The following is an 18,179-nucleotide window of genomic DNA, read 5'->3' on the forward strand; positions in this document are numbered from 1 at the left end:
GGCGCCCATCATATTCCTGTCGATTGGCCCTGCATACCCGGCGTGTCGTGATCTGTTCGCTTCGTTATTTACGCTGCGTGCAGGCCAGATCCGAGAGTGCGACACTGTCCGTTCCATAGACTGCTGCAACTGTGAAGCAGTAGTCGAGCTTCGGGTTCAGGCCGTTGAGCGTGTACGTCGTGGCGCCCGCCGCGAGCACCTGCAGCTGCCGTAGCGCGCCCTGCTGGCCGCCGGCGACGATGAACGGCACCGATCCCTTCGACGGATCGGTCCAGGTCAGTGTGATGGATGTCTTGTCGTCGCGCAGCCGCAGCGAGCCGGGCGCCTTCGGGTCGCCGGCCGCGCCGCTCGCGCCGGCCTGGCCCGCGCCCGTCCGGCTGGGCGCCGCGCTCGCCGGCGGCGGCTCGCTGCGCTCGGCGGCCGGCCGGTCGGGGCGGGCCGCGACGTACGACACGACCGCCGCGGTGACCCCGCCGAGCACCGCCACGACCAGGATCACCAGCAGCGCGATGAACGGCGACCGGCGCCGGGGGGCGTCGCCGTGCGGCAGCGGAGGCGTGGCCTGGTCGAGCGTCCACGGCGCGCGCTCCTGGACGAGGGCGCCGCCGGCCGGATACGCCCCACCGCTGACGGGAGCGCCGCCGCTGGTGGGCGGGGCTCCGCTCGTGGGGTGGGCGCCGCCGCTGGTGGGATACGCCCCGCCGCTGGTGGGGAAGGCGCCGCCGCTGGTCGGCTCGTCCGGCGCGGGGGACGGCCAGGGCGGGGTGTCCGGCCGCTGCAGCACGCCCGGGTCGACCTGCCGCCACCCGGCGCCGGCCGGCGCGTCGGGCCGGTGCGGCGCCGGCGGGGAAACCGGCTCGTCCCAGTCGTCGTGCTCGTCATGCCGCCACAGCGGCGCGGGTGCCGGCTGCGCGGGCCGCATCTCGTCGCGCTGCGCGGGCCACGGCTTTTCGCGCTGCGCGGGCCGCACCTCGTCGCGTGGCTCGGGCCGCACCTCGTCGCGTGGCTCGGGCCGCACCTCATCGCGCGGCTCGGACCACGCCTCGTTGCGCGGCTCGGGACGGAAGACCGGCGCGGCGCGCTGCTCCACCGGCCACGTCGCGGCACCGGCGGGGCCGTCCGGCGCCGCCGCCTGCACTGCCGTGGCGGGCGGCGTGGTCGTGCCCGTCGGGGCGGACAGCGGCTCGAACGGCGCCGGCGCCGACTGGTGCGGCACGTGGAACGCCCCGCCCGGCTCCGGCAGCCCCAGGTACCGCCGGGCGGCCCGCACGCTCGGGTGGTCCTCGCCGAGCGCGGCCGGGCCGAGCCGGGTCAGCTGCCCGTAGCGCCGCTTCGCCTCGTACACGTTGCCGAGCTCGTCGGCGATGCGGGCCAGCTCGTAGGACAGCGCGAGCATCACCGCGTGCCCGTCACCCAGGCGGTGATAGCCGGCGGCCAGGCCTTCCTCCAGCAGCCGCCGGGCGTCGCCGAGCTCGCCCAGGTCGGTGTGGAACTTCGCGAGGACGCAGGTCGCGGCGAGCACGTCCGGGTCGTCACCGCCGAGCGTGCCGGTGGCGGCGTCGAGAGCCTGGTCGAGCAGCGCGAACGCGCCCCGCACGTCGCCCTGCGCCGCCACCGCGCGCGCACCCTGCACGGCGTTGGCGAGTTGGGCGGACGAGGACACGCCGTTACTCTGCCCTGTCGCGCGCCCCCGGCGCCACCCCGCTGCAGCGCGCCTGATCGATACTTGTGGGATGGCAGATCAATCGCTGAGCCCGCTGCCCGGCGCGCGTGAGGCGCGCGACCCGGCCCGCGCCATCAAACGCGGGCCCAGCAGGGTGCCGCCCGAGGTCGTGGCGGCCAACCAGCGGGAGCGCCTCTACGACGCGGTCGTGCACACCGTCGCCGGGAAGGGGTACGCCAACGCGACCGTCAGCGACATCTGCCGGGCGGCGGGCGTGACCCGCCCCGCGTTCTACGCGCTGTTCGCAGGCAAGGACGACGCGCTGATCGCCACGTACCGGCACGGCACCGACCTGCTGCTGCACCTGATGGAGTCCGCGTACCGCGCCGAGCCGGCCTGGCGCGACGGCGCCCGCGCCGCGTTGCGGGTGCTGCTGCAGGTCCTCGCGGAGCTGCCGGCGTTCGCCACGACGGCGGTGGTGGAGATCGACGCGGCCGGGCCGCTCGCCCGGGCCGAGCGCGCCAACCTGCTGCGCCGCTTCGACCGCTTCTTCAGCGAGGCGCCCAGCGCCGGTGACCTGCCGATGCCGCAGGAGCTGGTCGAGACGGTCGTCGGCGGCATCTACGCGACCATCTACCGCTACGTCGCGGCGGGCCGGGTCGAGCAGCTGCCGGCGCTGCTGCCGATGCTCGCGTACTTCACGCTGGTGCCGTTCGTCGGCCGCGAGGAGGCGGCGAGCGAGCTGACGATGCCGGTCCCCGAGGGCCCGTCGGGCTGCCACCTCACCGGCGGCGGCTGACCCGCGGCCGCGAGGTCACACTGTATATATCTATGTCTCGATGCATCAGGCGGTGCGCCGGGTCAGCGGGGCCAGGCGGCCCGGCAGGGACGAGCGCTGGTGCGGGATGCGCGGCGCGGCGGGGGAGCGCAGCAGCTGCGCCCGGAACGCGCCCGGCGCCTGGCCGGTCTCGCGGCTGAAGAAGCGCCCGAAGTTCGTCGGCTCGTCGAAGCCGAGCCGGCGGCCGACCTCGGCGACCGGCAGGTCGCTCGTGGCGAGCAGGCGCTTGGCCTCCAGGGCGATCCGCTCGTCGACGAGTTGCTTCGCGCTGCGGCCGGTCACGGCGAGGCTCGCCCTGGTGAGCGTGCGCACGGAGCAGCCCAGCCGCTCGGCGTGGTCCTCGACCCGCCGGTGGGTGACGTCACGCTCGATCTCGGCGCGCAGCCGCTCGATGAGGTCCGCGGCCGGGCCGGTGCGCGGCGGCGGCGCGAGGGCGGCGATCCGCATCAGCAGGACCGCGACCTGGTGTGCGAGCAGGGTGCGGCTGAGCTGGCTGCCGTCGCTGCGGGCCCGGTCGACCGCGATCTGCGCGATCTCCGCGACGATCGCCTCCTCGTCCTCGCCGGCGGGCTGCCAGCAGGCGGGCGCGAACGGGTCCGCCACCAGCCGCACGGGCAGCGGCGGCAGGATCGACGGCGCGAAGGCCAGGACGGTCGCGTCGAAGCCCGCCTGCCCGCCGAACTGGTGCACCTGGCCCGGCCGGCCCCACAGCAGGGTGCCGGGCCGGCAGGCGTGGGTCACGAAGTCGAGGGTGTGGGTGCCCTGCCCGGCACTGACGAGGATGACGACGTGGTCCTGGGGCCGCTGCGGCGCCCGGTGCGCGGGCAGGTCGCTGAGCCGGGCCGCATCGACGGCCGCGGTCGGTGAAGCGCCCAGAAGCACCATGACCAGGACGACTGTACCCAAGCCCGGCCCGGCGCGGAATGCCCGCCCGGCGGGGGACGGCTACGACACGCTGATGCCGGCGACGGCCAGTTCCTCAAGCCGGACCTGCTCGAAGGCGGCACCGAGCTCGATCAGCCGGGCGTCGCCGACGGCGTCGCGCAGCGCGGGGAGCACCGTGCTCTCCTCCTCCTCGACGTGGTGGGCGACGGTGGCGATGAAGTCGTCCAGGCGGTCGCCGAACGCCTCGTCCTGCGGCCCCATCCGCTGCAGGTCGTGCAGCAGCCGCTCGGCCAAGTGGTGCTCGTCGGCGCCGTGGTGGGCCAGGTCGGCGGGCAGCGACGGGTACACCCGCTGCTCCTCGGCGTGGCTGTGCGCGGTGAGCCGCGCGGCGATCTCGTCGAGCAGCGCCTGGCGGTCGCCCGAGCCGGCCCGCAGCCGGTCGAAGAGCTGCTCCATGACCCGGTGGTCGCTCATGATCAGCGTGACAGCGTCGGATGCCATGACTCCCCCTGTCGTCTCGGTCACCGTTCAGCGTGCACGCATACCCGGGTACAAGAGGGGTCAAACGGTCAAACCGCACCGCACGCCGTGCGGTACCACGCTCCGCGCCCGATGATCGGAGCATGAGGTCGTGGCTGTATGTGCCCGATATTCGAAATGTCGGAGCCGGCGAGGCCGACGCGCTCGTCGTCGACCTCGAACGCGCCGGCGACCCGGCCGCGGTGCGGTCGTGGATCGGGGCCCGGTCCGCCGGGTGGGCGCGACCCGCCGTCTGGGCGCGGCTCGCGGGCGGGGAGCGCGGGCACCGTGCCGTGCGCGACGTCGTGTCGCCCGCGCTGGTCGGGATCTGCGTCGCCGCGGAGTCGGCCACCGAGCTGGCCGCCCTCGGCACGGTCGTCGCGGAGGCGGAGGAGGCGGCCGGCCTGCCGGTCGGCAGGATCGCGGTGATCCCGCGCCTGGCGTCGGCTGCCGCGGTGCTGCAGGCCGCCGAGATCGCCCGCGCGCCGCGGGTCGCCCGGCTGCAGCTCGCCGAGGGGCCGCTGACCCGGCAGCTGGGCGTCGAGCCGGGCCCCGGCGAGCCGGAGCTGCTGTGGGCGCGGTCGATGGTCGTGCTGGCCGGCGCCGCCACCGGACTGCGCCCGCCGATCGCCGCCGCGTGCCCCGCCGGCACCGACTGCGAATCCTCCGCCGAGGCCCTGCGCAGGCTCGGCTTCGGCGGCCGGACCTGCCTGGACGACGAACAGGTCCGGATCGCCAACAAGGTATTTGCAAACGCATGGACATTGGCATGAAATTATGTGGCCTGTGACAAGTGATGACCCGTTGTGCTGTCGACAGTGCGTTGCGTGAGTATTTCCGTACCGTAAAAACCCGGAGACGTCGGCGTTGCGCCGAGCATCCGCGGAGCAGGCAAATCTGGCCCTGTGGCAGCCGTTAGGGTCCGTATGGGTTCCTGCGTGCCGGCCCAATGGATGAGGAAGAACGAGGCGTTCGGCGCGGTATCCGGGACGTCGGTATTGACACCGATCGGCCGAGCTGTGATTGTGCTCAACGTCATGCGCCTGCTTGTCAGGACTGGCCCGTATTGTCAATCTCGGATGCCTGCGGGGACTCTTCGTGACCCAAAGCCAGAGCTCGTCTTCGCTGCCCGTCCCGAGGCAGGAGCGCGACCCTCGGCCGAGTCCCGATCGACGGCCGACACGTCATGCCGCTCTGGCCCCAGCGCCGCAGCTTCAGGACCCACGCGGACGCCGTGAGCGGCCCGGCCGCCGGATCATCGACCAGCTTCGCCTCATCGTCGCCGTGCCGCTCGTCGCCGTCGTCGTGTTCGCCGGTATCGCCCTGGTGAGCACCGTGCAGCAGGTGAACCGCAGCCGGCAGCTGCAGAACTTCGCCGAGCTCGCCGCCGACGCCGGTGGGCTCGCCCACGCGCTGCAGCGCGAGCGGGCCGCGGCCGTCAACGTGCTGCTCAACCCGGCCTCGGCACAGCTGGAGGCCTTCTCGTCGCAGGTGATGATCACCAACGACAACGTGGACGCCTACCGGAAGCGCCGGGGCAGCGTCAGCGACGCGCCCGAGGTGGTCCGGCGCGTCGACGCCAACCTCGAAGACCTGGCCAGCCTGCGCGACCAGGTCCGCAAGGACCCGCGCGCGTCGGTGTCCGGCGTCGCGTTCAGCTACCGCATCCTCATCGCGGACCTGCTGTCCTACCGGGAGTCCGTGGCCCGATCCGGCGCGCCCACGGAGCTCGCCGACCAGATCCGCGCCGCGGCCGCGCTGTCCCGTGCGGCGGAGGCCCTCGGCCAGCAGCAGGCGGCCGTGCTGCGCGCCGTCGCGGCCGACGAGCTGACCCCCGCGCTCCAGCAGGAGATCACCGCGACCCGGACCAGCTTCGTCGAGGCCACGGTCCAGTTCAACGACCTCGCCCCGGTGCAGTGGCGCAGCTGGTACGAGCAGGCCAGCACCGGTGAGCAGATCATCGCCGCGCAGCGGCTGCAGGACCAGGTCAACCGCACCCGTCCCGGCCAGAGCGTCGCCCTGGACACCGGCGCCTGGATCAACGCGATGTCCGGCTGGTCGGGCCTGCTGTTCGGGGTCCAGCAGAAGGTCGACGACGCGATCGTGACGAAGGTCGGCAACCTGGGCGACGAGCAGATGACCCAGGCCGTCATCCAGATCGCCGGCGTCGCCCTGGTGCTGCTCATCGCCATCGTGCTCACCGGCATCGTGGCCCGGCGCATCACCCGGCGCCTGCGCGCCCTGCACGACTCGGCCCGTGAGGTCGCCTACGAGCAGCTGCCCGCGGTCGTCGCGGAGCTGCGCGCGGCCGCACCGGGCACCGTCGACCCGGACGAGGTCGCCGACCAGGCGTCGTCGCGGCTCGTCGTCGGCGGCGCCGACGAGGTCGCCGACGTGGCACAGGCGTTCCGCGCGGTACACCGCGAGGCGGTCCGCATCGCCGGTGAGCAGGCCGTCATGCGCTCCAACGTCGCGGAGATCTTCGTCCACCTGTCCCGCCGCGAGCAGCGACTGGTTGACGCCGTGCTGGCCCAGGTCGACCGGGTCGAGCGCGACGAGACCGACCCGGACCGCCTGCAGCAGCTGTACCAGCTGGACCACCTCGCCACCCGGATGGCCCGGATCAACCTGAGCCTGCTCGTGCTGGGCGGCTCCGGCGCGGCCCGCGTCCGCCGCGAGGACGCCCCGATGGGCAAGGTCCTGCAGGCCGCGATCTCGCAGATCGAGCACTACACCCGAGTCCGCTTCGGCAGCGTCGACGATGACGTCGCGGTCGTGGCCGAGGCGGTCGACGAGATCGTGCACCTGCTCGCCGAGCTGCTGGACAACGCGACCGGCTACTCGCCGCCGGAGTCCGAGGTGTGGGTCACCGGCCGCGCGCTCGGCGACCGGGTCATCCTGCAGATCGTCGACGAGGGCGTGGGCCTGGCCCCGTCGCGGCGCGAGCAGCTCAACGAGCTGCTGGCCCAGCCGCCCGCGATCGACATCGCCGCCGTGCGCGCCATGGGTCTCACCGTGGTCGGGCACATCGCGGCCCGGTACCAGATCCAGGTGCAGCTGCGGCCCGGTCAGCACAACGGCACCCTCGCCGAGGTGGTCATCCCCAAGGACGTGGTCCGCCCGATCATGGCCGCGGAGCGCCAGCCGCAGCTCACGCCGGCGCCGGCGGTCACCGCGGGCCCGCCGGCCGGCTACAGCACCACCGCCGGCAACGGCAACGGCGGGGGTGGCGCCCCGGCCCGCCCGGTCGCCGCGGATCTGTTCACGCCGGCGCCGCGCACCGCGCCGCCGAGCCTGTTCGACGTGCCAACTCAGGAGTACCGGGTCGCGACCCCGGGCCAGGGCTTCACCCCCGCGCAGGGCTTCAACCAGGCGCAGGGCTTCACTCCCGCGCAGGACTACCCACCGGCGCAGGACTACGCGCAGACGCAGGAGTTCGCGGCACAGCGCGACCACCGCACCGCGACGCCGATGCCGCCCGGACCGGGTGCATGGCCACCGCTGCCTGAGCCGGAGATGCCCTCGATCCTCGCCGACGCCGACGACTCGATCGAGCTGCCGATCTTCCAGTCGGTCAACGGCTGGTTCCGCACGGAGACGCCGGCCGAGCTGGTGACCCCCGGTGGGTACGCCGCCGCCGAGGAGCCTCCGAACTGGGAGTCGAGCGCCGACGTCGGCTGGCGCGCCGCCCAGCAGGCGGCCACGCCGGACGTCAGTGCCGTCACCGCGTCGGGCCTACCGGTCCGCGCGCCCCAGCGGCATCTGGTGCCGGGTGCCGCCGTGCCGTCGCAGGCGGACCGCTCCTCCGCCGCGCGCCGCGACCCCACCAAGGTCGCCGCCGCGATGTCCGCCTACGCCCGCGGTGTGGCCGGCCGCCGGCCGACCGGCTCCTGAAGCACGAAGAACAGCAAGAGAGGACCATTTCTGTGACCGACCCGAGTAATCTCGGTTGGCTGCTGGACAACTTTGCGAGCCGTACGCCCGACGTCAGCCACGCGCTGGCGATCTCCGCGGACGGGCTGGTGCTGGCGCACACCCGGGCCCTGCCACGCGACCGTGCCGACCAGCTGGCCGCCACCGGCAGCGGCCTCGTCGCGCTGCTGGCCGGCGCGGCGCGGTTCTTCGAGGCGGGCAGCGTCATCTCCAACGTGACCCAGCTCGACGGCGGGTTCATGTTCTGCATGGCGTTCAGCGACGGTGCCTCGCTGCTGGTGCTGGCCTCGCCGCACGCCGACGTCGGCAAGGTGTCCTACGAGATGACCGAGCTGGCCAACCGGATCGGTGACGCGCTGTCCCCGTCCGTGCGTGGGGCGCCGGCGTGACGACTTCCGGACGCGGGCGACCGACCGCAGTAAAGATCATCATCGCCGGCGGGTTCGGCGCCGGTAAGACCACCCTCGTCGGGGCGATCTCGGAGATCCCGCCGGTGACGACCGAGGCCGTGATGACCGCGGCCAGCATCGGGCACGACGACTCCACCCTCGTGCCCGACAAGGGCAGCACCACCGTCGCCATGGACTTCGGCCGCATCACGCTGTACCAGGACCTCGTGCTCTACCTGTTCGGCACGCCCGGGCAGAAGCGGTTCTGGTTCATGTGGGACGAGCTGTGCCGTGGCGCGATCGGCGCCGTCGTCATCGCCGACACGCGGCGCCTCGCCGACTGCTTCGGCGCCATCGACTTCTTCGACAACCGGCGGCTGCCGTACGTCATCGCCGTCAACCACTTTGAAGGCGCCGCCCGGTACCACCTTGAGGACATCCGCGACGCCCTCGCGGTCAGCCGGAGCGTCCCGATGATCAACGCCGATGTCCGCTCGCGGGCGTCGGCCAAGGAAATCCTGGTGGCCGTGACCGAGCACGCGCTTGCGCAGCGCACTGGTGCCCGCCGCTGATCCCCTGGTGAATTCCTCTTGAACCGTTTCACCAACCGCGAACGCACAGAGACGTAGGAGAACCATGCAACGACGATCGCTGGTCAGTGCGGCACTCGCCGCCGGGCTGCTGTTCGCAGCCGCGGGCTGCGCCGATTCCGACTCGAACGCTTCCAGCGGCGCCGCCGCCTCCACCCTGAAGATCGGCTTCCTCGCCTCCCTCTCGGGCACCTACCAGGCGGTGGGCACCGACCTGAAGAGCGGCTTCGAGCTGTACCTTGCGACGCACGACAACAAGCTCGGCGGCCACCCGATCGACCTGAAGATCGCCGACGAGGGCGACGGCGCGCCGACCGCGGTGCCCGCCGCCACGAAGCTCATCAAGGACGACAAGGTCGTCGCCATGACCGGCATCGTCGGCGGTGGCTCGGTCGCGGCCGTCGCGCCGCTGCTCGCCGAGGCGAAGATCCCGCTGATCGGCTCCAACGGCCGGCCGGACCTCAAGGACCTCAGCGGCGTGTGGACGACCAGCTTCATGTCCACCGACGCGGGCCAGGCCATCGCGCAGTACATCAAGGACAAGGTCAACGGCCCGGTCTACGCGATCGGCCCGGACTACCAGGGTGGCTACGACCAGGTCGGCGGCTTCACCACCGAGTTCACCAAGATCGGCGGCCAGCTCGTCAACGGCAAGGCCACGTGGACGCCGTTCCCGACGACGACGAACTTCCTGCCGTACTTCTCGCAGATCAAGCAGAGCAACGCCAAGGCCGTCTACACGTTCTACGCCGGCAAGGCCGCGATCGACTTCGTCAAGCAGTACGCGCAGTCCGACGCCAAGGACATCCCGCTGTACGCCGCGGGCTTCCTCACCGAGGGCTCGGTGCTGCAGGCGCAGGGCCCCGCCGCGCAGAACATCCTGAACGTCTGCAACTACTCGCCGGACCTCGACAACGAGGAGAACCGCAAGTTCGTCGCCGCCTGGCGCCAGAAGCACCCGGACGCGACCCCGACCGAGTACGCGATGGCGTCCTACGACGCGGCCGCGGTCCTGGACCGGGCGATCGCGGCGGCCGGCGCCAACCCGACCCCCGAGTCGATCAACGCCGCCGTCGCCAAGCTCGGCCAGATCTCCTCGCCGCGCGGCTCCTGGCAGTTCGGCCCGAAGACCCACTCGCCGATCCAGAAGTGGTACCTGCGGCAGGTCCGCAACGACGGCCGGGCCCTGGCCAACGTCATGGTGCAGGACCTCGCGACGGTTGGTGCCTGACCGAGTTGGACGCGTACCTGATCCCGGCGGTCGACGGCGTGGCCTACGGCCTGCTGCTGTTCGTCGTCGCCGCCGGGCTCACCCTTGCCTTCGGCGTCGGTGACGTGCTCAACCTCGCGCACGGCACGTTGTTCGCCTTCGGCGCCTACGCGGCGGCGAAGGTCAGCGACGGCTCGTGGGGCTCGCTCGCGCTCGCGGTGCTCATCGGCACCGCGACCGCGGCGGCCGGCGGGGCCCTGCTCTCGGTGCTGCTGGTGCCGCTCGCCGGGCGGGGCCACCTCGCCCAGGCGCTGCTCACCTTCGGCGTCGCGCTCGTCGTCGGCGACCTGCTCGTCACGGTCTTCGGCCCCGACGAGCTGCCGATCACCGTCCCGGCCTCCCTGGACCGGCCGGTCGACATCGCCGGGCACTCCTACCCTGGCTACCGGCTCGCCTTCATCGGCGTGGCCGCGCTGATCGCGGTCGCGCTGTACGTCGTGGTCGCCCGCACCCGGGCCGGCAGCCTGGTCCGCGCCACGGTCGACGACCGGGACATGGTCGCCACGCTCGGGGTCGACCCGTTCAAGGTGCGCACCGGCGTCCTGGCCGTGGGCGGCGCCCTCGCCGGGCTGGCCGGGGCGCTCGGTGCCCCGATCATCGGGCCCGGCCCGCGCGTCGCCGACCTGGTGCTGCTGCTGTCGCTGGTCGTGGTGGTGCTCGGCGGGATGGGGTCGATCGGCGGCGCGCTGATCGCAGCGATCGCGGTCGGCGAGATCCAGACCGTCGGCGTCACCGCCCAGCCGACCCTCGCGCCGTTCCTGATGTTCGGCGCGATGGCCGTGGTCCTCGCCCTGCGGGCCGGCGGCCTGCTGAAGTCCCGGCGGGTCGCCACATGAGCGGCCCGGAGCGCAGCGGAGGGCTGCGAGTCATGAGCGCCTTCAGGCGGCTGGCGCCGTTCGGCTTCCCCGCGCTGATCGTCGCGCTCGTGCCCATGGCATGGGTGCTGGACGAGTACGCCACCAAGACCCTCACGAAGATCCTCGTCGTCGGGCTCCTCGCCGTGAGCGTCGCGCTGCTCACCGGCGTCGCGGGCCTGCCGACGCTCGGGCAGACCGCGCCGTACCTTGTCGGGGCCTACACCGCGGCCACGCTGGTGCGCCACGACGTGCACATCGGCGTCGTGCAGCTGCTGGCGGCGGCCGGGGCCGGGGCGTTGTTCGCCCTCGTCACCGCGCCGCTGGTGGTGTACGCGCGGGGCGTGGTGGTCCTCATGATCACCCTCGCGCTCGGCGAGCTCACCTCGACCGTCGCGGGCCGGTGGAAGGCGGTCACCAACGGCACCGACGGCATGCTCGCCTTCACCTCGCCGGCGCCGCTGCCGGGCCTCGTCACGCTGGACACCGACCGGGCCACGTACCTCTACGTCCTCACCGTCGTCGCGGTGCTGGTCGGCATCGTGCTGCTGGTGCTGCGCTCGCCGGCCGGGGCGATGCTGCGGGCGGCCCGCGACGGCGAGACCCGGATGCGGGCCAGCGGCCACCCCGTCGCCGGTTACCTCACCGTGGCCTACGTGGCCGCCGGTGCCCTCGCCGGTGCGGCGGGCGCGCTGCTGGTCACCGTCGAGCGGTACGTGTCGCCCGGCGCGGGCGGCTTCGACGTCGCCGCGCTCGTGCTGCTCGCGGTCGTGATCGGCGGCGCCACGTCGCTCGTCGGCGCGCTGCTGGGCGCCGGCCTCGTCGTCGCGACCCGCGACTGGCTGGCCGGCACCGACGACCGCCTGGCCGGGCACGCGCCGTTGATCCTCGGCGGGCTGTTCGTCATCTGCGTCTACCTCCTGCCCCGTGGTCTGCTAGGAAAGCGGTCGGCACATGAGTGACCTGCCCAGTGACCTCCTGCAGGTCGACGGCCTCGGCCGCCGGTACGGTGACCTCGCCGCCCTGGACGGGGTCCACCTGCGGGTAGCGCCCGGCGACCGGCTCGGGCTGATCGGCCCCAACGGCGCAGGCAAGTCCACCCTGCTCAACCTCATCGCCGGGTCGCTGCGGCCGACCGCGGGCCGGATCCGCTTCGACGGGCGCGACGTCACCCGGCTCGGGCCGGCCCGGCGGGCCCGCCTCGGTGTGGGGCGTACCCACCAGCACCCGGCGGTCTGGTCGAGCCTGCCGGCCCTGGACAATGTGCTCGTCGCCGGCCGCCGACCGTGGGGCCGGCTGCGGGCCGGCGGGCGCGAGCGGGCCCGGGAACTGCTCGCCGAGGTCGGCCTGGCCGGCGTGGAGCGCACCGCGGCGGGCGCGCTGTCGCACGGGCAGCGCCGGCAGCTGGAGCTGGCGATGGCCCTGGCCGGCGAGCCGCGCCTGCTGCTGCTCGACGAGCCGGCCGCCGGTCTGGCGCCGCCGGAGGTGGAACTGCTCGCGTCGCTGCTGGCGGCGCTGCCGCGCACCGTGGCGATCCTGCTGGTGGAGCACCACCTCGACCTGGTCTACGGCTTCGCCGACCGGATCACCGTGCTGCACTCGGGGCGTCACGTGCACACCGGCACAGTCCCGGAGACCCGCTCCTCGCCCGAGGTGGCGGCAGCCTACGCCGGAGTCGCACCATGACGCTCACGATCGAAGGGGTGCACGCCGGGTACGGCGGCGGCACCGTCCTGCACGGGGTCGACCTGCAGGTGCCGCAGGGCACGGCCCTGGCGGTGCTGGGGATGAACGGCGCCGGCAAGACCACCCTCGTGCACACCATCGCCGGCCTGGTCAAGGCCCGCTCGGGCAGCATACGGCTGGACAGCACCGAGCTGGCCGGGCGCCCGGCGCACCGCATCGCCCGGGCCGGCGTCGCGCTGGTGCCGCAGGGCCGCCGGGTCTTCGCCAGCCTCACCGTCGCCGAGCACCTGGGCCTGTCCCGGCGCAAGGGCGAGTGGACCGTGCCGCGGGTCCTGGAGCTGCTGCCGCGGCTCGGGGAGCGGCGCACGCACAAGGGCAACCAGCTCTCCGGCGGCGAGGCGCAGATGCTCGCGATCGCCCGGGCGCTGCTCACCCAGCCGCGGCTGCTGCTGCTCGACGAGCCGTGCGAGGGGCTCGCGGTCGACCTCGCCGCCCGGGTCCGCGGGGTCGTGGCCGAGCTGACCCGCACCGGGCTGACCGTGCTGCTGGTCGAGCAGCAGCCCGAACACGCCCGCGCGGTCACCGACCGCCTGGTCTTCCTGTCCAACGGCGCCGTCACGGACCGTGCCGAGACGACCGCCGAAGGGGCGGCTGGAATCTCCATGTTCCGATAGGTCGTCGTGGCGCCGCCCCGCGGGTCGCGGCACGTGGCCGGTCCCGCCGCGGTCGGTTCCCTTGTGATCTTGCCCGGTTGATCGAAGTCGCGTGGTGGTCGTTCGGATGGCCGGGACGCGACCTGGATCATCACGGTGGTCCGGCCGACCGGGCGACGACCACCGGATGCCGCGTGCGTGAGGCCGCGCTGAAGTTCGTGCTGTGGCCCGCCCCATCACCACCGACGGGAGTTCCTCGCCGCACCCGCGCGGCGGAGGAGCCCGCCGGGTGAACGTTCGTGGTCACAGCACCGAAGACCCCCGGATCTTCGCGTAAACTTCGTCTCGTGGTTGTTGCAAGCTCTTGGCAACAACGCCATTGTCGCAATAGGCTGCGTCCATGCCTGCGGTAGCCATGCACATCTCCAACGGGATCATCGACAACCAGATCGCGTTGCTGTTCGCCGGCGTCGCCCTGGCCGGGCTAGCCCTGTGCTTCGTGCAGGGCCGCCGTGAGCTCGACGACCGGCTGGTGCCGATGGCCGGCCTGGTCGCGGCGTTCATCTTCGCCGTGCAGATGCTCAACTTCCAGATCCTGCCCGGGGTCAGCGGCCACCTGCTCGGCGGCACCCTCGCCGCCATCCTGGTCGGGCCCTACCTCGGCGCGATCTGCGTCTCGATCGTCCTCGTCGTGCAGGCGCTGATCTTCAGCGACGGCGGCGTCACCGCGCTCGGGCTCAACGTCACCAATATGGCGCTGCTCGGCACGGCCGCCGGGTACCTGATCGTCGCGACCCTGCTGCGGGTCCTGCCCCGCACCGCCTGGGCGCTGACCGTGACCGCCGTCGCCGCCAGCGTGGTGTCGGTGACCGTCGCCGCGCAGGGCTTCGTGCTGCAGTACGCGCTCGGCGGCGCCGTCGACGTGGGCAGGTCCCTCGGCGCGATCGCCGCGGCGATGGCCGGCACGCACCTGCTGATCGGTATCGGCGAGGGCGTGATCACCGCGCTGACCGTCACGTACGTGGCGAAGGTCCGCCCCGACCTCGTCTACGCGGTGCGTAACCTGCGGCGCCCGGTCGTCCGTGAGGCGGTGCCGGCGTGAAGCGGTCGACCTGGTTCATCCTCAGCGGCCTGGTCGCCGCGCTGCTGCTGGCGGGCGTGGTCAGCAACTTCGCCTCGAGCCACCCCGACGGGCTGGACTCCGTGGCCCGGGAGGGCTGCACCTTCGACGCCGACGACAACATCACCGGCGGCACCTGCATGGCCCAGGGTGAGGCCGGCAACCAGACCGAGGACAGCCCGCTCGCCGACTACGGCCTGCGGGGCATCGGCAACGAGTTCCTGTCCACCGGGCTGTCCGGGGTGATCGGGGTCGTCGCCACGTTCGCGATCGGCGGCGGCGTCTTCTGGCTGCTGCGCGCCGGCCGGCGCGACCCGGACCGGGACAAGCAGGCGGCCTGAGGTGGGCGCCGGCCACAGCCACGCGCTGTACGTGCACCGCGACTCGCCCGTGCACGCGCTCGCGCCCGAGGTGAAGATCGCCGCCAGCGTCCTGTTCACCGTCGCGGTCGTGGCGACGCCGCGCGAGGCGCTGTGGGCGTTCGGCGGTTACCTGGCGGTCATCGTGGTGGTGGCGCTGACGGCCCGGATCGGCCTGGGCCGGCTCGCCCTGCGCTCGCTGATCGAGCTGCCGTTCATCCTGTTCGCCTTCGCGCTGCCGTTCCTCGGCCACGGCGAGCGGGTGCACTGGCTCGGGATGAGCCTGTCCGTCGACGGGCTCTACGGCATGTGGAACATCCTCGCCAAGGGCACCCTCGGCGTGCTGTCCTCGCTGCTGCTGGCCGGCACCACCACGCCGCGTGACCTGCTGCTGGGCCTGGACCGGCTGCGCTGCCCGGCGATGATCACGCAGATCGCCACGTTCATGCTGCGCTACCTCGACGTGCTCGCCGCCGAGGGCCGCCGCATGCGCATCGCGCAGCGCTCGCGGGGCTACGACCCCCGTTTCCTGTGGCAGATCAAGGGCTTCGCCAGCGGCATCGGCGCGCTGTTCCTGCGCGCCTTCGAGCGCGGCGAGCGCGTCTACCTGGCGATGGTCTCGCGCGGGTACGAGGGGCGCATCCCCCTCGCCCTCGCCGGTGGTGGCGCGACGCCCGGGCAGTGGGCCGTCGCCGCCTGGGTGCCAGCCGTCGCCGGGACCATCGCGACGGTAGCGTTGCTGCGGTGACGCCATCGCTGCGGGTGACCGGCCTGCACTTCGCATACCCCGACGGGCACGTGGCGCTGCGCGGCGTCGACCTCACCGTGCCGCAGGGGGAGCGGGTCGCGCTGCTGGGGCCCAACGGCGCCGGCAAGACCACGTTCGTGCTGCACCTCAACGGCATCAACCGCGCCGCCGCCGGCAGCGTCGAGGTCGGCGGCCTCACCGTCGACCCCGCCGACCGGGCCGGGCTCAAGGAGATCCGCCGCCGCGTCGGCATCGTCTTCCAGGACCCCGACGACCAGCTCTTCATGCCGACCGTCGCCGAGGACGTCGCGTTCGGCCCGGCCAACCTGGGCCTGCGCGGCGCCGAGCTGGCCGAGCGCGTCGACGAGGCCCTCGCCGCCGTAGGGATGGGCTTCGCCCGCGACCGCGCGCCGCACCACCTGTCCTTCGGGCAGCGCCGCCGGGTCGCGGTCGCCACCGTCCTGGCCATGCGCCCGGAGATCCTCGTGCTGGACGAGCCGTCGTCCAACCTGGACCCCGCCTCGCGCCGGGAGCTCGCCGGCATCCTGCGCTCGCTACCGGTGACGCTGCTGATGGTGACCCACGACCTGCCCTACGCGCTGGAGCTGTGCCCCCGCTCGGTCATCCTCGACGACGGCCGCATCGCCGCCGACGGCCCGACCCGCGAGCTGCTCGGCGACGCCGACCTGCTCGAACGGCACCGGCTCGAGCTGCCGTTCGGGTACACCGTCGTGGCGTGAGCGAGCCGGAGGGCTGTGCATCATCGCGGTCCGGGACGTCGGCCCGCCGAACCCGCCCCGGGTCTGAGCCCCGCTGCTCGTGATCCGGAGGACCCCCGCAGGGCCTCCGGATCACGGCCGGTCGCCCGCATCAGTCGGCGAGGATGGCGTACAGCTTGCGGCGGGTCTCGGTGAGCACCTCCAGGGCCTGGGCGCGCTGCTCCGCGGTGCCGTTGAAGCCGACCTGGCGCAGGGCGTCCATGATGCCGACCGCGGCGTCCCGGAACTCCTGGGCCTGGGAGACGTGCTCGTCGCCGTACTCCTGCCAGGGGGCGTTCTGTGCGGCCGCCTCGGCCTCGGGGCGGCCGGCGTCGGTGAGGACGAACCGCTTGCGGCCGCCCTGCTCCTCCGCGGCGATGAGGCCCTCGTCCTCCAGCAGCTGCAGCGTCGGGTAGATCGAGCCGGGGCTCGGCCGCCAGATGCCGCCGGTGCGGGTCTCCAGCTCCTGGATCATCTCGTAGCCGTGCATGGGGCGCTCGTGGAGCAGCGCCAGGACGGCGAGGCGCACGTTGGGGCGTCCGCCCCGGCCCGTGCCCTTGCCGCCCCAGCCGCCCCGGCCGTGCCCGGGTCCCCAGCCGCCGCGCCCTCCGGGCGGGAACGGGGGGATGAAACCGCCGAAGCCACGGTGCCAGGCGCCGGCGTCGAACATCGATCCGTGTCGTGATCGCATGATCACAGCTCCTATCGCCAGAGTGTCAGCGACTATCGCTGATAACTCGACGATATATCGGGAGACTATCGGCGACAATGCGGTGACCGGTACATCCCCATATGTGCGTTACAGCACGATCACTGTCCGCAGGACCGAGCCCGCCTCCATCTCGTGGAACGCCGCCTCGACGTCGGCCAGGGTGCCGGTCGAGCTGACGAAGCGGTCCAGCGGCAGCCGGCCCTGCAGGTACAGGTCGATCAGCATCGGGAAGTCGCGGGAGGGCAGGCAGTCGCCGTACCAGCTGGACTTCAGCGCCCCGCCCCGGCCGAAGACCTCCAGGAACGGCAGAGTCAGCTGCATGTCGGGGCGCGGCACGCCGACGAGCACCACGGTGCCGGCCAGGTCGCGGGCGTAGAAGGCCTGCTCGTACACCTGCGGCAGGCCCACCGCCTCGATGACGACGTCGGCGCCGAAGCCGCCGGTCAGCGCCCGCACCGCCTCGACCGGGTCGGTCTCGCGCGAGTTGACGACGTGCGTCGCCCCGAACTCCTGCGCCCAGGCGAGCTTGCGCACGTCGACGTCGATCGCGATGATCTTGCTCGCGCCGGCCAGCACCGCACCGACGATCGCGGCGTCGCCGACCCCGCCGCAGCCGAACACCGCGACCGAGTCGCCGCGCCCGACGTTGCCGGTGTTGATGGCGGCGCCGATGCCGGCCATGACCCCGCAGCCGAGCAGGCCGGCGACGCTCGCCGAGGCCCGCGGATCGACCTTGGTGCACTGCCCGGCGGCGACCAGGGTGTACTTGAGGAACGCACCGATGCCGAGCGCCGGCGACAGCGGCGTGCCGTCGGCCAGGGTCATCTTCTGTTTCGCGTTGTGGGTGTTGAAGCAGTACCAGGGACGCCCCCGCAGGCAGGCGCGGCACTGCCCGCAGACGGCCCGCCAGTTGAGCACCACGAAGTCGCCGGGCGCGACGTCGGTGACGCCCGGACCGACGGCCGAGACGATCCCCGCGGCCTCGTGGCCGAGCAGGTACGGGAAGTCCTCGCCGATGCCGCCCTCGCGATAGTGCAGGTCGGTGTGGCAGACGCCGCACGCCTGGACCTCCACCACCGCCTCGCCGGGGCCGGGGTCGGGAACGATGATGGTTTCGAGGCTGACAGGCTGGCCCTTGCCCAGTGCGACCACGCCTTGCGTTTCGATAGGCATACCCCCCGTCCTACCAGACGGCAGCCACG

Annotated in this window: 19 protein-coding genes; 14 read left to right on the top strand and 5 right to left on the bottom strand. The window is 73.1% G+C overall.

What is annotated here, in order from left to right:
- Positions 1-64 precede the first annotated feature (64 nt).
- A complete protein-coding gene (locus AB0H83_RS13475; RefSeq protein WP_360091850.1) occupies positions 65-1,663 on the bottom strand; it encodes a fibronectin type III domain-containing protein in 1,599 nt (532 codons plus the stop codon).
- A 70-nt stretch (positions 1,664-1,733) separates the two neighbouring features.
- Here AB0H83_RS13475 and AB0H83_RS13480 point away from each other — a divergent pair, with 70 nt between their 5' ends.
- Positions 1,734-2,462: a TetR/AcrR family transcriptional regulator gene (locus AB0H83_RS13480; protein ID WP_360091853.1), complete on the top strand. Its 729-nt coding sequence runs from the start codon at positions 1,734-1,736 to the stop codon at positions 2,460-2,462.
- Between the two features lie 45 nt (positions 2,463-2,507).
- Here AB0H83_RS13480 and AB0H83_RS13485 read toward each other — a convergent pair whose 3' ends face one another.
- Positions 2,508-3,386: an AraC family transcriptional regulator gene (locus AB0H83_RS13485; RefSeq protein ID WP_360091855.1), complete on the bottom strand. Its 879-nt coding sequence runs from the start codon at positions 3,384-3,386 to the stop codon at positions 2,508-2,510.
- A gap of 60 nt (positions 3,387-3,446) precedes the next feature.
- The gene (locus tag AB0H83_RS13490) at positions 3,447-3,887 is read right to left on the bottom strand and encodes a hemerythrin domain-containing protein (RefSeq protein ID WP_360091858.1); all 441 of its coding nucleotides are present in this window, start codon (positions 3,885-3,887) and stop codon (positions 3,447-3,449) included.
- Between the two features lie 122 nt (positions 3,888-4,009).
- Here AB0H83_RS13490 and AB0H83_RS13495 point away from each other — a divergent pair, with 122 nt between their 5' ends.
- The 13 genes from AB0H83_RS13495 (at position 4,010) to AB0H83_RS13555 (ending at position 16,247) form a co-directional block, all read left to right on the top strand.
- The gene (locus AB0H83_RS13495; protein ID WP_360091861.1) at positions 4,010-4,678 is read left to right on the top strand and encodes an aldolase/citrate lyase family protein; all 669 of its coding nucleotides are present in this window, start codon (positions 4,010-4,012) and stop codon (positions 4,676-4,678) included.
- Between the two features lie 511 nt (positions 4,679-5,189).
- Positions 5,190-7,799 (top strand): nitrate- and nitrite sensing domain-containing protein, encoded by a 2,610-nt coding sequence (locus tag AB0H83_RS13500; protein WP_360091864.1) that lies wholly within the window; start codon positions 5,190-5,192, stop codon positions 7,797-7,799.
- Between the two features lie 32 nt (positions 7,800-7,831).
- Positions 7,832-8,227 carry a roadblock/LC7 domain-containing protein gene (locus AB0H83_RS13505; RefSeq protein WP_360091871.1) on the top strand — a complete coding sequence of 132 codons (396 nt, stop codon included), beginning with the start codon at positions 7,832-7,834 and terminating at the stop codon, positions 8,225-8,227.
- A complete protein-coding gene (locus AB0H83_RS13510; RefSeq protein ID WP_360091874.1) occupies positions 8,224-8,799 on the top strand; it encodes an ATP/GTP-binding protein in 576 nt (191 codons plus the stop codon). Before AB0H83_RS13505 ends, AB0H83_RS13510 begins: the two co-directional genes overlap by 4 nt.
- A 64-nt stretch (positions 8,800-8,863) precedes the next feature.
- On the top strand, positions 8,864-10,048 hold the full coding sequence (locus AB0H83_RS13515) for an ABC transporter substrate-binding protein (RefSeq protein WP_360091877.1): 1,185 nt from the start codon (positions 8,864-8,866) through the stop codon (positions 10,046-10,048).
- 5 nt (positions 10,049-10,053) lie between these two features.
- On the top strand, positions 10,054-10,923 hold the full coding sequence (locus AB0H83_RS13520; protein ID WP_360091880.1) for a branched-chain amino acid ABC transporter permease: 870 nt from the start codon (positions 10,054-10,056) through the stop codon (positions 10,921-10,923).
- A gap of 32 nt (positions 10,924-10,955) precedes the next feature.
- Entirely contained in the window at positions 10,956-11,903 is a 948-nt protein-coding gene (locus tag AB0H83_RS13525) for a branched-chain amino acid ABC transporter permease (RefSeq protein ID WP_360091883.1), read from the top strand.
- Positions 11,896-12,627: an ABC transporter ATP-binding protein gene (locus AB0H83_RS13530; protein WP_360091886.1), complete on the top strand. Its 732-nt coding sequence runs from the start codon at positions 11,896-11,898 to the stop codon at positions 12,625-12,627. Before AB0H83_RS13525 ends, AB0H83_RS13530 begins: the two co-directional genes overlap by 8 nt.
- Positions 12,624-13,301: an ATP-binding cassette domain-containing protein gene (locus AB0H83_RS13535; RefSeq protein WP_360091889.1), complete on the top strand. Its 678-nt coding sequence runs from the start codon at positions 12,624-12,626 to the stop codon at positions 13,299-13,301. Before AB0H83_RS13530 ends, AB0H83_RS13535 begins: the two co-directional genes overlap by 4 nt.
- 379 nt (positions 13,302-13,680) lie before the next feature.
- The gene (locus AB0H83_RS13540) at positions 13,681-14,382 is read left to right on the top strand and encodes an energy-coupling factor ABC transporter permease (protein ID WP_360091892.1); all 702 of its coding nucleotides are present in this window, start codon (positions 13,681-13,683) and stop codon (positions 14,380-14,382) included.
- On the top strand, positions 14,379-14,741 hold the full coding sequence (locus AB0H83_RS13545) for a PDGLE domain-containing protein (protein ID WP_360091895.1): 363 nt from the start codon (positions 14,379-14,381) through the stop codon (positions 14,739-14,741). The genes AB0H83_RS13540 and AB0H83_RS13545 overlap by 4 nt, the downstream gene beginning before the upstream one ends.
- A gap of 1 nt (position 14,742) precedes the next feature.
- Positions 14,743-15,507 carry a cobalt ECF transporter T component CbiQ gene (gene cbiQ / locus AB0H83_RS13550; protein WP_360091897.1) on the top strand — a complete coding sequence of 255 codons (765 nt, stop codon included), beginning with the start codon at positions 14,743-14,745 and terminating at the stop codon, positions 15,505-15,507.
- Positions 15,504-16,247, top strand: coding sequence for an ATP-binding cassette domain-containing protein (locus tag AB0H83_RS13555; RefSeq protein WP_360091900.1), 744 nt, complete (start codon positions 15,504-15,506; stop codon positions 16,245-16,247). Before cbiQ ends, AB0H83_RS13555 begins: the two co-directional genes overlap by 4 nt.
- 130 nt (positions 16,248-16,377) lie before the next feature.
- On the opposite strand, the gene AB0H83_RS13560 is transcribed toward AB0H83_RS13555, so the two are convergent.
- Both AB0H83_RS13560 and AB0H83_RS13565 read right to left on the bottom strand, forming a co-directional pair.
- On the bottom strand, positions 16,378-16,956 hold the full coding sequence (locus tag AB0H83_RS13560) for a PadR family transcriptional regulator (protein WP_360091903.1): 579 nt from the start codon (positions 16,954-16,956) through the stop codon (positions 16,378-16,380).
- Between the two features lie 108 nt (positions 16,957-17,064).
- Positions 17,065-18,150: an S-(hydroxymethyl)mycothiol dehydrogenase gene (locus AB0H83_RS13565; protein ID WP_360091906.1), complete on the bottom strand. Its 1,086-nt coding sequence runs from the start codon at positions 18,148-18,150 to the stop codon at positions 17,065-17,067.
- Positions 18,151-18,179: the final 29 nt, after the last annotated feature.

The organism is Dactylosporangium sp. NPDC050688, assembly GCF_040654515.1.
Lineage (GTDB): Bacteria > Actinomycetota > Actinomycetes > Mycobacteriales > Micromonosporaceae > Dactylosporangium.